Annotated in this window: 10 protein-coding genes and 1 other RNA gene; 9 read left to right on the top strand and 2 right to left on the bottom strand. The window is 73.6% G+C overall.

What is annotated here, in order from left to right; translation table 11 throughout:
* Positions 1–256: 256 nt before the first annotated feature.
* Positions 257–3,658 (bottom strand): FHA domain-containing protein, encoded by a 3,402-nt coding sequence (locus ACP7TJ_RS12390; protein ID WP_427763153.1) that lies wholly within the window; start codon positions 3,656–3,658, stop codon positions 257–259.
* A gap of 508 nt (positions 3,659–4,166) precedes the next feature.
* On the opposite strand from ACP7TJ_RS12390, the gene ACP7TJ_RS12385 reads away from it, so the two are divergent.
* From ACP7TJ_RS12385 to ACP7TJ_RS12370, 4 genes are all read left to right on the top strand, one after another.
* Entirely contained in the window at positions 4,167–5,816 is a 1,650-nt protein-coding gene (locus ACP7TJ_RS12385; protein WP_093767067.1) for a serine/threonine-protein kinase, read from the top strand.
* A gap of 109 nt (positions 5,817–5,925) precedes the next feature.
* A complete protein-coding gene (locus ACP7TJ_RS12380; RefSeq protein WP_093767068.1) occupies positions 5,926–7,164 on the top strand; it encodes a serine/threonine-protein kinase in 1,239 nt (412 codons plus the stop codon).
* 161 nt (positions 7,165–7,325) lie between these two features.
* On the top strand, positions 7,326–8,432 hold the full coding sequence (gene prfB, locus ACP7TJ_RS12375) for a peptide chain release factor 2 (RefSeq protein ID WP_093767069.1): 1,107 nt from the start codon (positions 7,326–7,328) through the stop codon (positions 8,430–8,432).
* Positions 8,433–8,739: 307 nt separating this feature from the next.
* Positions 8,740–9,357: a hypothetical protein gene (locus ACP7TJ_RS12370; RefSeq protein WP_193459120.1), complete on the top strand. Its 618-nt coding sequence runs from the start codon at positions 8,740–8,742 to the stop codon at positions 9,355–9,357.
* A gap of 106 nt (positions 9,358–9,463) precedes the next feature.
* Here ACP7TJ_RS12370 and ACP7TJ_RS12365 read toward each other — a convergent pair whose 3' ends face one another.
* Complete coding sequence (locus tag ACP7TJ_RS12365; RefSeq protein WP_019525816.1) at positions 9,464–9,655, bottom strand: hypothetical protein; 192 nt, start codon at positions 9,653–9,655, stop codon at positions 9,464–9,466.
* 310 nt (positions 9,656–9,965) lie between these two features.
* Here ACP7TJ_RS12365 and ftsE point away from each other — a divergent pair, with 310 nt between their 5' ends.
* The 5 genes from ftsE (at position 9,966) to ssrA (ending at position 13,891) form a co-directional block, all read left to right on the top strand.
* On the top strand, positions 9,966–10,655 hold the full coding sequence (gene ftsE / locus ACP7TJ_RS12360; RefSeq protein ID WP_093767071.1) for a cell division ATP-binding protein FtsE: 690 nt from the start codon (positions 9,966–9,968) through the stop codon (positions 10,653–10,655).
* A 29-nt stretch (positions 10,656–10,684) separates the two neighbouring features.
* Positions 10,685–11,602, top strand: coding sequence for a permease-like cell division protein FtsX (gene ftsX / locus ACP7TJ_RS12355; protein WP_093767072.1), 918 nt, complete (start codon positions 10,685–10,687; stop codon positions 11,600–11,602).
* 67 nt (positions 11,603–11,669) lie between these two features.
* Entirely contained in the window at positions 11,670–12,830 is a 1,161-nt protein-coding gene (locus ACP7TJ_RS12350; RefSeq protein WP_427763148.1) for a S41 family peptidase, read from the top strand.
* A gap of 60 nt (positions 12,831–12,890) precedes the next feature.
* Complete coding sequence (gene smpB / locus ACP7TJ_RS12345) at positions 12,891–13,370, top strand: SsrA-binding protein SmpB (RefSeq protein WP_093767074.1); 480 nt, start codon at positions 12,891–12,893, stop codon at positions 13,368–13,370.
* Between the two features lie 117 nt (positions 13,371–13,487).
* Positions 13,488–13,891, top strand: a transfer-messenger RNA (tmRNA) gene (ssrA, locus tag ACP7TJ_RS12340).
* Positions 13,892–13,933: the final 42 nt, after the last annotated feature.

The following is a 13,933-nucleotide window of genomic DNA, read 5'->3' as shown; positions in this document are numbered from 1 at the left end:
GCAGTCGTGCCGCTGGGGCGGCACGGGTGGGCGCGGCGGCACCGTTGCAGCGCCGGGTGCGGGTGGTCGGTGGCTGGTCGCGCAGTTCCCCGCGCCCCTGGGGTGTTTCCGCCGCAGCTGGCTGACGACATGCCGTCGCCCCAGCTGCGGGCAGTCGTGCCGCTGGGGCGGCACGGGTGGGCGCGGCGGCACCGTTGCAGCGCCGGGTGCGGGTGGTCGGTGGCTGGTCGCGCAGCAAGGGCCCCGCGCAGGCGTCCTACAGGAGCGACGGCACCCGGGGTGACGCGACCTGGCGGGCCGCCCGGTCCAGGGCGCTGGCGAGGAGCGCGAGGTCCGTAGGCCCGTTGCCGAGTTCGCGGACCTGGCGGCGGGCCGGGGGGTCGCCCATGCGGTGCCACTCCAGCGGGACCACTGTCGGCCGCAGCGTCGCCGTGCGCGGGATGCGGCCCGTGACCCGGCCGCCCTGGAACTCCGTCCCCCGCCCGTCCGGACGGGCCAGCCGTCCCCGCCCCGGCGCGGGGTCGTCCGGGCCGCGCCCCACGACCGGCGCGTCCAGCGCCACCCGCAGCGACGCCTGCTTCACCGGCTCGGTCTGCGCCGTCCGGGGACAGGGCGCGGTCGCGGCCACCAGATGCACCCCGAGCCGCTCGCCGTCCCGCGCCACCGCCTCCAGCGCCCGCATCACCGACCCGGCGGCCGGCCGTCCCGGCGCGCCGAGCGCGGGGGCGACCAGCTGGTCGAGGTCGTCCACGACCACCACCAGCCGGGGCAGCGGCGGCGCGGCCTGCGTCTTGCGGCGGTCCGCGCCGGGACGCAGCCGCACGGTCGCGCTGGGCGGGCTGTCCAGGTCCCCGTTCGCGGCCGTGCGTTGGGCGACCATCCGGTCCGCCAGCTCCCGCCCCGTGTGCCACTCGGCGAAGTCCGAGCGGCCCAGCAGCTCCGCGCGCCGCTTCAGCTCGGCGCTCAGCGACTGGGCGAACTCCCGCATCCGCACAGGGTCGTCGGCGCTCAGGTGGGTGGAGACGTGCGGCACGTCCGTGCACACCCGCAGGCCGTCGCCTGAGCCGGAGCCGGTCACCGGGCCGCCCCGCCCGTCGACCAGGACGATGCCCAGCCGGTCGGGCCGCTCGGCGGCGGCCAGCGAGGCGACGACCGCGCGCAGCAGCTCCGTACGGCCGCTGCCGGACGGGCCCTCGACCAGCAGGTGCGGTCCGTCGGCGGCGAGGTCGGCGGTGACCGGGCCGCGGGGTCCGGCGCCCAGGACGGCGGTGGCGCGTCCGCCGAGCGCACCGGTGTCGTCGGCCGCGTCGGCCCAGCGGGCCATCAGCGACGCCGGCGTGGCCCGGGCCAGGCCCAGCTCGTCGAGCAGCCGCGCCGACGGGGGCAGCGGCGCCGACACCCGAGGGTGCGGCCCGGCCGCGGGACCGTCGGGGCGCAGCGGCGCGAGCGCCCGCGCGAACCGCTCGGCCCAGGCCGCGGAGACCGCGTCCACGGTGGCGAGGGCGCCGTGCCCGACCGGGCCGGGCGGGGAGCCGTCGCCGGTCCTCGCCACCCGCAGCAGCCGGAGCGCGGTCGCCACGTCCCCGCTGAGCAGCGCGACCGCCCCGCAGTCACGGAACGCGGGCGCCACCGCGCAGGCCGCCTCGTACGTCTCCGTCACCGGGGACGCGGGCGAGGCGGCGGGCGTCTCGGCGAGGCACAGCAGATGGACGCCGGCCCGCGGCCCCTCCACCGCCAGCCGCGCCACGGCCTCCCGCACGTCCGCGCCGCCGGGGTCGCCGTCCACCACGACCACCGTGTACGGGCCGGCGTCCGCCGGGACGCCCGCGTGGTCGTGGTCGGCGAGGCGGCGCAGCAGCTCGTCGGCGCGGGCCGCGGCCTGCTCCCGGTCGTGGGCGAGGAGCAGCCGGCAGTCCTGGCCGTGCCCGGGCCGCAGATGCGGCAGCCAGCCCAGCCAGGACCACTCGGCGGTGCGCTCGTCCGACGGACGGGACGGGTCCGCGGCGATCAGGACGATCTCCAGCGTGTCGGGGGAGTGCAGCGCGGCGAGCTGGGCGAGCGCCGCGCGGGCCAGCCCGGAGAGCCGCTCGCGCGGTCCGGCCAGCCCCAGCGCGCCGACCTCGCGCAGACCCACGGTCACGGGAACGACGGGCAGCAGCCCGGAGCCGTCCGGAGCGGGCCGGTCCGCGGTGCCGAGCCGCACGGCGAGCACCTCGGGGTGGCCCGGCCCGCGCTCCCACAGCCGGGGGCCGGGGCCGAGCGCGGTCAGCAGCAGGGTGGCCGGGTCCGGCCAGGTCTCGGGCTGCGCGGGCACGGCGGGCGCCGGGGCGTACGCCGGTCCCGCCGCCGGGTCGTCGAGGAGGGCCGCGTCGGCGTCCCGCTCGGTCCGCCCGCCGGTGAGCCGCCGCGCCCAGGTGCCGATCCCGCCCCGCTTGCGCGCCCGCGGCGGCTCGGGGGCGTCGGTGCCCCGTACGGGGGTGCCCTTGCGGGTGCCGTCGGGGGCGTCGGAGGTCTGCGCGGCGGTGGCGTCGGCGTACCGCCCGTCGCGGGCGTCGCCCGTGGTTCGTCCGGTGGGTCCGGCGGGGGGCGGTCCGGCGGGACGCGGTGCGGGGTGGGCGGCGGGCGCCTCGTCCCGCGTCTGGCCGTGCACGGGGCCGGCGTACAGGCCGTGCGCCTGTCCCCGTCCCGCGTGCGTCTCGTCGGCCGGGGCGGGCCGGGACACCCGGCGTCCCTGGGGCACACGGGGCACGTCCCCGTGGGCCGCGATCCGCACGGTGCGCTGTCCGGGCGTCCCGCCGCCTCGCTCGGCCCCCGGGGGGCCGCTCTGCTCCGGTACGTGCGCGACGGGGCCCGGTGCGGCAGGGGGGCGGACCTCGGGTGCAGCGTCGCCGCGGGCGGGCGTGGCCCAGTCCGCGGAGCCGTAAGCGTGGTGGGTCCGGGCGCGCGGCCCCCCGGGGGCGCGCCCGCTCTCCGTGTCCGCCGTACGCGGCCCCGGCACCCGGACGTGTCCCTCTCCGTCCGGGGTGGTCGCCGTGCGGGCGGACGGCCCCTCCGCCGGCGTCAGCCGCAGGGCCGACTCGCCGATGCGCAGCAGCGCGCCCGGGGTGAGCCGTACCGGGCGGGCGCCGACGGGGCGGCCGTCCAGCGTGGTGCCGTTGGTGGAGCCGAGGTCGGCGACGGAGACGCGGCCGTCCGCGCCGACCGTCACCGCGCAGTGCAGCCGGGAGACGTCCGGGTCGTCGAGCGGCACGTCGGCGTCGGCCGAACGGCCTATGCGGATCTCCCCGCCGTGCAGCAGATGCACCCCGCCCGCGTCGGGCCCGGCGACCACGTGCAGCCGGGTGGGGGCGGCGTCCAGTTCGGGGTGCGGCTCGGGCTCGCCCGGGGCGCCCACCGCCAGCACCGCGCCGTCGATCAGCGGGGGCTCGCCCAGCGTGCTGCGCTGGGCGTCCAGCCGCTGGTCACCGGCGTACAGCACGGGCGCGCCCGAGGAACCGGAGGAGCCGTCGCCGCCGGAGACCGCCGAGGCGAGCGCGGAGGCGACCGCGGCGAGAGCCGTGCCCGCGGGCGCCGTGACCAGCACGTCGCAGCTCACGGCCCGCTCCCGGACGGGGGAGGTGGGGCCCAGCGGGTCTACGACGGTCAGCCGGATCTGCATCGCCGTCAGCGGTCCCTTCTGCGCGAGCGCCCGCGACACGGGGGACGAAGCCGCCCCGCGGTCCCCCTCCGCGGACTTCCCCCACCGCCACACGCGCACGTACGGCCAGTACTGCCCGCATCCTCGCACCTGTCACCGACAGCGCGCCCGCCTCCCGGCATCAAATGATCTTGATTGGTCGGCTCTGCCCGTAAAAATGCCTGACCAGTGCTGTGCGATTGATCGTTCCGCGATGACTTGAGATCGGTCACGTCCGGCCCGCGGCAACCAACGGACAGAGTCGGACGTCTTTCCGGCAGACTCCGCACACGCGGGATCAACGGAGAAATCAACGGAACCGTCGAAACCGTCGAACGGGAACGGGAACCGGTGCGTAAGTCCCAGCACAGGACGACGCAGAAGTCGACCGGCCGGTTATCCGTGCGGCGGCACTACAGTGGGTCGGAACATTCCGCAGCAGGGTGGACCACGGTGTACGCCAGCCAGCAAGCAGCAGGGAGCGCATGACGTGCGGCCGGTAGGGAGCAAGTACCTGCTCGAGGAGCCGCTCGGACGCGGCGCCACGGGCACCGTCTGGCGCGCGCGCCAGCGGGAGACCGCGGGCGCCGAGGCGGCCGTGCCGGGCCAGCCCGGCGAGACCGTGGCGATCAAGGTCCTCAAGGAGGAGCTGGCGGGCGACGCGGACGTCGTGATGCGCTTCCTGCGCGAGCGCTCCGTCCTGCTGCGGCTCACCCACCCCAACATCGTGCGGGTCCGCGACCTGGTGGTCGAGGGCGAGCTGCTGGCGCTGGTCATGGACCTCGTCGAGGGCCCCGACCTGCACCGCCACCTGCGGGAGAACGGCCCCTTCACGCCCGTCGCCGCGGCCCTGCTCACCGCGCAGATCGCCGACGCGCTCGGGGCCAGCCACGCCGACGGCGTCGTCCACCGCGACCTCAAGCCCGCCAACGTCCTGCTCAAGCAGCAGGGCGGCGAGATGCACCCGATGCTCACCGACTTCGGCATCGCGCGCCTCGCCGACTCCCCGGGCCTGACCCGCACCCACGAGTTCGTCGGCACGCCCGCGTACATCGCGCCGGAGTCGGCCGAGGGCCGCCCGCAGACCTCCGCCGTCGACATCTACGGCGCCGGCATCCTGCTCTACGAGCTGGTCACCGGCCGTCCGCCGTTCTCCGGCGGGTCCGCCCTGGAGGTGCTGCACCAGCACCTGAGCGCCGAGCCGCGCCGCCCGTCCACCGTGCCCGACCCGCTGTGGACGGTCATCGAGCGCTGCCTGCGCAAGAACCCCGAGGAGCGGCCCAGCGCCGAGAATCTGGCGCGCGGCCTGCGGGTCGTCGCCCAGGGCATCGGCGTGCACGCGAACTCGGCGCAGATCTCCGCTGCGGAGAACGTCGGCGCGCTCCTCGCCCCCGACCCCGCGCCCGCGCCGGTTCCCGGGGAGCCGTCCGCCCCCGGCGCCTCCGACCCCACGCAGGTGCTGCCGCAGAACCCGAACGGCGCCTACGACCCCAGCGCCGCGACCAGCGTCCTGCCGCAGACCGGCCCGTCCGGCGCGGCCGACCCCACGGCCGTGATGCCGCCGGTGCCGCCCGGGCAGCCCGGCGGCGGCCCCGAGGACCCGCACCCCTGGCAGAACCAGCTCCGCGCGGCCCGCGACCGCAACGAGCAGACGCAGGTCCAGTACCTCGACCCCGGCCAGGACCCGCTGCGCCGCCGCCCCCAGCGGCAGGTGGCCCGGCCCCCGCAGCAGCCGCCGCAGCGCCACCCCCAGCAGCCGCAGCCCGGCCCCGGGTACGGCTACCCGCAGCAGCCCGCGCCGCAGCAGTACGCCCCGCCGCCGGAGCGCCAGCGCCGGCAGCAGCCCCAGCCGCCGCAGCGGTACGCGCCCCCGCCGGAGCCGCAGCGCCCCGCCCGGGAGCCGCGCCCGCCCCGGCAGCGCAGCGCCAACCCGATGCGCATCCCCGGCCTCGGCTGCCTGAAGGGGTGCCTGTTCACGCTGCTCATCCTGTTCGTCGCGAGCTGGCTGATCTGGGAGCTGAGCCCGCTCCAGGACTGGATCGGCACGGGCAAGGGCTACTGGGACCAGCTCAGCGACTGGTTCGGCTCGGTCACGGGCTGGATCGAGGACCTGGGCGGCCCCTCGGAGCCGACGAACTGAGCTTGTTTGCCGCTTTGTCGACATCTGGGGCCCGATTTCCGGGTCTCCGGTGAAGGTCACCTGTCCGGACGCGTAGCTTTGGCGACAACACGCGTCGGTAGGAGCAGTCTTGGCACGGAGAATCGGCAGCCGGTACACCGCCCATCAGATCCTCGGGCGGGGCAGCGCCGGCACGGTGTGGCTGGGCGAGGGCCCCGAGGGGCCCGTGGCCATCAAGCTGCTGCGTGAGGATCTCTCCTCGGACCAGGAGCTCGTCGGCCGCTTCGTGCAGGAGCGGACGGCGCTGCTCGGTCTGGAGCATCCGCACGTGGTGTCCGTGCGGGACCTGGTGGTCGACGGCAACGACCTCGCCCTGGTCATGGACCTGGTCCGGGGCACCGACCTGCGCACCCGGCTGGACCGCGAGCGCAGACTGGCCCCGGAGGCCGCGGTGGCGATCGCCGCGGACGTCGCGGACGGCCTGGCGGCGGCGCACGCGGCCGGGGTCGTCCACCGCGACGTCAAGCCGGAGAACGTCCTGCTGGACATGCAGGGCCCGCTCGGCCCCGGCGGCTCGCACCGCGCCCTGCTGACCGACTTCGGCGTGGCGAAACTCATCGACACCCCGCGCCGCACCCGCGCCTCGAAGATCATCGGCACGCCGGACTATCTGGCCCCGGAGATCGTCGAGGGCCTGCCGCCGCGCGCCGCCGTCGACATCTACGCCCTCGCCACGGTCCTCTACGAGCTGCTGGCCGGCTTCACCCCGTTCGGCGGCGGCCACCCGGGCGCGGTGCTGCGCCGGCACGTCACCGAGACGGTGGTGCCGCTGCCCGGCATCCCGGACGAGCTGTGGCAGCTGCTGGTGCAGTGCCTGGCCAAGGCCCCGGCCTCGCGTCTGCGCGCCTCCGAGCTGGCCGCCCGGCTGCGGGAGCTGCTGCCGATGCTGGCCGGGATGCCGCCGCTGGACGTGGACGAGCCGGACACCGACCCGGCCGAGGAGACCGCCGAGGAGCTGTCCGGCGCCGCCCCCGCCGCCGGACAGCCGGTACGCCGCCGGGGCGCGGTCCCGCTGGTGCCGGGCGCCAAGCCGTCCGACTCCAACCGCGACACGCACACGTCGATGCGCGTCCCCGCGCCGGACGAACTGGCCGGGGGAGCCCACGGCACGGCCCGCGCGCCCCGGGCGGCGGGCGCCCCCCGCCCCGGCTCGGCCCGCAACCGGGCGGTCACCCGTCGCCGCCGCCTCACCCTGGCGGTGGCGGCCACCCTCCTGGCAGCAGCGGGCGTGGCCACCTGGCTGACCACCACGGACGACGCCCCACCCCCACCCCCGGACACGGAGAACTCGGCCCCGGCCGTCCCGTAGCCCCCCTTCAGGGGCGCGGGGAACTGCGCGAAAGGGGGTCTGGGGGCGCGGCCCCCAGGAACGGGAGGGAAGCGCGCGGCACCTCTCCAGACCGCGGGAGAGTGCCCCCGGGCACCCCCGCCCGGCATGGCCCGCGGCGGGAAGCCGTTACGCTGGAGGGCGTGGCAGTCGTCGACGTTTCCGAAGAGCTCAAGTCCCTCTCCTCGACCATGGAGTCGATCGAGGCCGTCCTGGACCTCGACAAGCTGAGGGCAGACATCGCCGTGCTCGAGGAGCAGGCGGCCGCGCCGTCCCTCTGGGACAACCCGGACGAGGCGCAGAAGATCACCAGCAAGCTGTCCCACCTCCAGGCGGAGGTCAGGAAAGCCGAGGCCCTGCGCTCGCGGATCGACGATCTCGCCGTGCTCTTCGAGATGGCCGAGGAGGAGGACGACCCGGACACCCGCGCGGAGGCCGAGTCGGAGCTCGTCTCGGTCCGGAAGGCGCTGGACGAGATGGAGGTCCGCACCCTCCTGAGCGGCGAGTACGACTCCCGCGAGGCGCTGGTCAACATCCGCGCCGAGGCCGGCGGCGTGGACGCCGCCGACTTCGCCGAGAAGCTCCAGCGCATGTACCTGCGCTGGGCCGAGCAGCGCGGCTACAAGACGGAGCTGATCGAGACCTCGTACGCGGAGGAGGCCGGCATCAAGTCGACCACCTTCGCCGTGCAGGCGCCCTACGCCTACGGCACCCTCTCCGTCGAGCAGGGCACGCACCGCCTGGTGCGCATCTCCCCCTTCGACAACCAGGGCCGCCGCCAGACGTCGTTCGCGGGCGTCGAGGTGCTCCCCGTCGTCGAGCAGACCGACCACATCGAGATCGACGAGTCCGAGCTGCGCGTGGACGTCTACCGCTCCTCCGGCCCCGGCGGCCAGGGCGTGAACACCACCGACTCGGCGGTGCGCCTCACCCACATCCCCACCGGCATCGTGGTCTCCTGCCAGAACGAGCGCTCCCAGATCCAGAACAAGGCCACCGCGATGAACGTCCTCCAGGCCAAGCTGCTGGAGCGGCGCCGCCAGGAGGAGCAGGCCAAGATGGACGCCCTCAAGGGCGACGGCGGCAACTCCTGGGGCAACCAGATGCGTTCGTACGTGCTGCACCCGTACCAGATGGTCAAGGACCTGCGCACGGAGCACGAGGTGGGCAACCCGGAGGCCGTGTTCAACGGCGAGATCGACGGCTTCCTCGAGGCCGGGATTCGCTGGCGCAAGCAGCAGGAGAAGTAAGGCTCCGCCCGCACGCCGATTTGTCGACAAGGCAACTGCCGCTTCTGTAGCGGCAGTTGCTTTGTCGTGTCGGGGATGTCCGGGATTTACATCACACTCACAGCTTCCGTGTCCGGCAAAGCGTGCGGAGCGGGACATCGCGCGCGCAACGCCCTTGACGTTCTTTTGGAAAGTGGGAAGGGTGAAGCGTGGCATGCGCATTTCTGGGGCGCATGTGAACCGGGGGGCGTTTCACCACAGTTACCTCCGTTGATCACGGCCCCGGGCGCCGCCTCACTGACGATGAGCTACTGGGGGTAGCAACCACATGACCAAGAAGACGCGGATCCGTGTCGCTCGTATCGCGGCCGGTGCCGTGATAGCGGCCGGCGCCTCGCTCACGGCGGCCGGCGCCGCCTCCGCCCTCGAGATCGGCGTGAGCGCCGAGGCGAACGACGCGGGCCTCGGCCTCGGCGTGAGCCTCGACGGGGACGAGGACGACCCCACCGAGCCGGAGGAGCCGCCCACCGAGGTTCCGACCACGCCGGAGGAGCCCACCGAGGTTCCGACCACCCCGGAGGAGCCCACCGAGGACCCGACCGAGGACCCCACCGAGGACCCCACGGAGGACCCGACCGAAGACCCGACCGAGGACCCCACTGAGGACCCGACCGAGGAGCCCACCGAGGAGCCCTCCGAGTCCGCCCCCGGCGGCCTCGACCCCGACGGCGGCGCCTCCCCGCAGGAGGAGGGCTCCTCCTCCCTGACCGACACCGGCGAGGAGGCCCCGGCGGCCTCGGCGCAGGGCAACGGCAAGGAGCTGGCCGAGACCGGTGCCGCCGAGACCACCTTCCTGGTGATCGGCGCCGCCACGATGATCGCCGGCGGTATCGGCTTCCGGGTGCTGCCGCGCCTGATGACCGGCCGCGGCGGCGCCGCCGCCTGACGGTGGCCGCGCGCGTACGCACCGTACGCACGACGTGACGCAAGGGCCCGGAGCGCCGCCGCGCTCCGGGCCCTCGCCGTGTCTGTGGGGTCCCTGTCCGTCCTGGTCAGACGGTCTGATGGGCGAGCAGGGCCACCGCCGCGACCAGCACCGCCAGCAGGACGATCAGGGTCATCGGGGTCAGCCCCGCGAAGAAGTTCTCCTGCTGCATCCGCTCGCGGTTCGCACGGCACACGGGGCACCGGCCCTCGCTCACGGGCGCGGCGCAGTTCGCGCACACCAGCCGGTCGTACGTCATGCGCTCGCCCTCCTCGCGCCGATTCCTGGGGTTCAACGCCCACCACCGCGTGAACGTTCCCCTTCCACTGTGCCAGGTTCCTGCGGAAGCTGCGCCGGGTCGCTCCCAGAGAGGGTGGTTGATGAGGATACGCGGCTGCGGCGCCGTTGGAGTTGCTCGCGCAGTTCCCCGCGCCCCTGGGGATGCTGCCCTCACCCGGCACCGGAACAAATGGGCGCAAGTCTTACGCAACCCCTACCGGTGCCTGCGCACGCCTACCCGCGTCGCGTAAGGTCACGCTCATCTACCCCCGGCTACCCGTGGTGCATCCGTGATCCGATTCGACAACGTGTCCAAGGTCTATCCCAAGCAGACCCGCCCAGCCCTCCGGGACGTCTCCCTGGAGGTCGAGAAGGGCGAGTTCGTGTTCCTCGTCGGGTCCTCCGGCTCCGGAAAGTCCACCTTCCTGCGGCTCGTCCTCCGCGAGGAGCGGGCCAGCCACGGGCAGGTGCACGTCCTCGGCAAGGATCTCGCCCGCGTCTCCAACTGGAAGGTGCCGCAGATCCGGCGGCAGCTGGGGACCGTGTTCCAGGACTTCCGCCTGCTGCCGAACAAGACGGTCGCCGAGAACGTGGCCTTCGCCCAGGAGGTCATCGGCAAGTCGCGCGGCGAGATCCGCAAGTCCGTGCCGCAGGTGCTCGACCTGGTCGGGCTCGGCGGCAAGGAGGAGCGCATGCCGGGCGAGCTGTCCGGCGGTGAGCAGCAGCGCGTCGCCATCGCGCGGGCCTTCGTCAACCGGCCCAAGCTGCTCATCTGCGACGAGCCGACCGGCAACCTCGACCCGCAGACCTCCGTCGGCATCATGAAGCTGCTCGACCGGATCAACCGGACGGGCACCACCGTGGTGATGGCGACGCACGACCAGAACATCGTGGACCAGATGCGCAAGCGCGTCATCGAGCTGGAGAAGGGCCGCCTCGTGCGCGACCAGGCACGCGGCGTCTACGGCTACCAGCACTGACGCTCCACGGAAAGGCTTGATCAGACGCCATGCGCGCCCAGTTCGTCCTGTCGGAGATCGGCGTCGGTCTCCGCCGCAACCTGACGATGACCTTCGCGGTCGTCGTCTCCGTCGCCCTGTCGCTCGCCCTGTTCGGCGGGTCGCTCCTGATGAGCGACCAGGTGAGCACGATGAAGGGCTACTGGTACGACAAGGTCAACGTCTCCATCTTCCTCTGCAACAAGTCCGACGCCGAGTCCGACCCCAACTGCGCCAAGGGCGCGGTGACCGACGACCAGAAGAGCCAGATCAAGGCCGACCTGGAGAAGATGTCGGTCGTCGACACGGTGACGTACGAGTCGCAGGACGAGGCGTACAAGCACTACAAGGAGCAGTTCGGCGACTCGCCGCTGGCCAGCTCCCTCACGCCCGACCAGATGCAGGAGTCGTACCGCATCAAGCTGAAGGACCCGGAGAAGTACCAGGTCATCGCGACCGCCTTCGACGGGCGTGAGGGCGTGCAGTCCGTGCAGGACCAGAAAGGCCTGCTGGACAACCTCTTCGAGCTGCTGAACGGCATGAACTGGGCGGCCCGGGCGGTGATGGCGCTGATGCTGGTCGTCGCCCTGATGCTGATCGTGAACACCGTCCGGGTGTCCGCGTTCAGCCGCCGGCGCGAGACCGGGATCATGCGCCTGGTGGGCGCCTCCGGCTTCTACATCCAGGCGCCGTTCATCATGGAGGCCGCGGTCGCCGGACTCATCGGCGGCACCCTCGCGTGCGCCTTCCTCCTCCTCGCGCGGTACTTCATCATCGACCACGGACTCGCCCTGTCGGAGAAGCTGAGCCTGATCAACTTCATCGGCTGGGACGCCGTCCTGACGAAGCTTCCGCTCATCCTGGCGACCAGTCTCCTGATGCCCGCGTTGGCCGCGTTCTTCGCGTTGCGCAAGTATCTGAAGGTGTGACTCTTGCCAACAGGGGCGCGCGGCCAACGGGCCGTGCGCCCCTTTCCGTTGTCCTAGACTCACCGGCATGTCAGGTCGTGACCCGTTCTGTCGGCCCCGCAGCGTCCGCCGCGGCGCCGCCCTGACCTTGGTCTTCGCGAGCGTGCTCGTCGCCGGCGCGGCCACGGGCAGCCTCCCCGGCGCCGACCGCGGGGACCCCGCGGACGGTGCGGGGAAGGCCGCTCCCGTCGGCCATCACGCCGAGGTCGCCCGGGCGGCCGAGGAGGCCGCCGCCCACGGGGCGTCCCCGCTGGAGGCCGCGGAGCGCGCCGTCAGCCGCAGCGGCGACCGCTGGGGCGCCGTCTACTCACGCGGCGAGTACGAGGAGTTCGAGGCCACCCTCGACGGCGCCTACACCGGCGTCGGCCTGTGGGCCCGCGAGCGGGACGGGCGTATCGAGGTGAGCAGGGTCGGCAGCGGCACGCCCGCCGCCGAGGCGGGCATCCGTCCGGGCGACCGGCTGCGCAGCGTCGACGGCGAGAAGGTCGACGGGCGGCCCGTCACCGAGGTCGTCTCCCTGCTGCGCGGCGACAGGGCGGGCAAGACCGCAGGCAGCACCGTGCGGCTCGGACTGGAGCGCGGCTCGCGCTCGTGGAGCGAGACCGTGCGGCGCGCCCGGCTCTCCCGGGAGTCGGTCACCGTCCGCTCCCTGGCCTCCGGAGTCACGGTCATCCAGGTGGCCGCCTTCACCAAGGGCTCCGGCGAGCAGGTCGGCGCCGCCGTGCGCAAGGCGCCGAAGGGGTCCGGCATCGTCCTCGACCTGCGGGGCAACCCCGGCGGCCTGGTCGCCGAGGCGGTCACCGCGGCCTCCGCCTTCCTCGACGGCGGCCTGGTCGCCACCTACGACGTCGCCGGCGAGCAGCGCGCCCTGCACGCCGAGCCCGGCGGCGACACGAAGAGACCCCTGGTCGCGCTGGTCGACGCGGGGACGATGAGCGCGGCCGAACTCCTCACCGGCGCCCTCCAGGACCGCGGACGGGCGGTCGTCGTGGGCTCCCGCACCTTCGGCAAGGGCTCGGTGCAGATGCCGACCGAGCTGCCCGACGGCTCCGTCGCCGAGCTGACCGTCGGCCACTACCGCACCCCCTCCGGCCGTGGCGTCGACGGCCACGGCATCACCCCCGACCTGGAGGCCGGCGGGCAGGCGCTGAAGCGCGCCGAGACGGTCATCAGCGGACTCGGCCGGTGACCCGCCCCCGGTAATCGGCTTCCCGGGAAGCCCCTCCGTAGTGCGAAAATGGGCGGCACTATGGCTAAGGAAAAAGGGCGCAAGCTGATCGCGCAGAACAAGAAGGCGCGCCACGACTACCTCATCATCGACACCTACGAGGCGGGCCTGGTGCTCACCGGTACCGAGGTGAAGTCGCTGCGCCAGGGCCGGGCGTCGCTGGTGGACGGCTTCGTCCAGCTCACCGACCACGAGGCGTGGCTGCACAACGTGCACGTCCCGGAGTACAGCCAGGGCACCTGGACCAACCACAGCGCCCGGCGCAAGCGGAAGCTGCTGCTGCACCGCGAGGAGATCGACAAGCTGGAGGCCAAGTCCCAGGAGACCGGCCACACCATCGTGCCGCTCGCCCTGTACTTCAAGGACGGCAGGGCGAAGGTCGAGATCGCGCTCGCCAAGGGCAAGAAGGAGTACGACAAGCGGCAGACGCTGCGCGAGAAGCAGGACCGGCGCGAGACCGAGCGGGCGATCTCCGCGGTGCGCAGGAAGCAGCGGGCCTGAGGCCCCCGGGCCCCGCGGGAATAGGCTGGCATCGACCCGCGTTGGTCACGTACGATGGCTTCGCACCTCACAGAAGGTGCGGGTCACCTCCTCCGGGAGGGTTTGACAACACAACATGGGGATGATCGGTTTCGACAGCGGCTGTCGAAGCAGGGGAAGCGTGTCGAGGAAGCGGCCATGATCTCGTAAACCACAGGCCGAAAAAAATAATCGCCAATTCCAAGCGATCCATCTCCCAGGGCGAGCTCGCCCTCGCTGCCTGATCTTCAGGTAGCGAGCAGCGGCTCCCCTACTTAAGGGAGTGTCAGCCCGGGGGTGTTCCCGACCCGGATCCTGGCATCAGCTAGGGAACTAAACCTTGATCCCGGTCACGGGGTGAAAAGGGAAATCTCACAGTGACTGGGCCCGTCGGAGACTTGTCGGCGTGATCTCCGGGGCCGAGAAAAGCACAGCCGACTGCACACGGAGAAGCCCTGGTTCCGCACCGTTGGACGCGGGTTCGATTCCCGCCATCTCCACAGACCCCATGTGGGCAGAGGCCCCGTCGCGCGAGCGGCGGGGCC

Source organism: Streptomyces sp. DSM 41931 (assembly GCF_050271085.1).
In the GTDB taxonomy this organism is placed as follows: domain Bacteria; phylum Actinomycetota; class Actinomycetes; order Streptomycetales; family Streptomycetaceae; genus Streptomyces; species Streptomyces albogriseolus.
This window is presented reverse-complemented; position numbering and strand designations above follow the sequence as displayed.

What these genes read in the sequence shown, in the direction of transcription:
- ACP7TJ_RS12370 (WP_193459120.1), top strand. Translation starts at nt 8,740, where the DNA reads ATGACCAAGAAGACGCGGATCCGTGTCGCTCGTATCGCGGCCGGTGCC.
- ACP7TJ_RS12350 (WP_427763148.1), top strand. Translation starts at nt 11,670, where the DNA reads ATGTCAGGTCGTGACCCGTTCTGTCGGCCCCGCAGCGTCCGCCGCGGC.
- ACP7TJ_RS12390 (WP_427763153.1), bottom strand. Translation starts at nt 3,658, where the DNA reads ATGCAGATCCGGCTGACCGTCGTAGACCCGCTGGGCCCCACCTCCCCC.
- ftsX (WP_093767072.1), top strand. Translation starts at nt 10,685, where the DNA reads ATGCGCGCCCAGTTCGTCCTGTCGGAGATCGGCGTCGGTCTCCGCCGC.
- smpB (WP_093767074.1), top strand. Translation starts at nt 12,891, where the DNA reads ATGGCTAAGGAAAAAGGGCGCAAGCTGATCGCGCAGAACAAGAAGGCG.
- ACP7TJ_RS12365 (WP_019525816.1), bottom strand. Translation starts at nt 9,655, where the DNA reads ATGACGTACGACCGGCTGGTGTGCGCGAACTGCGCCGCGCCCGTGAGC.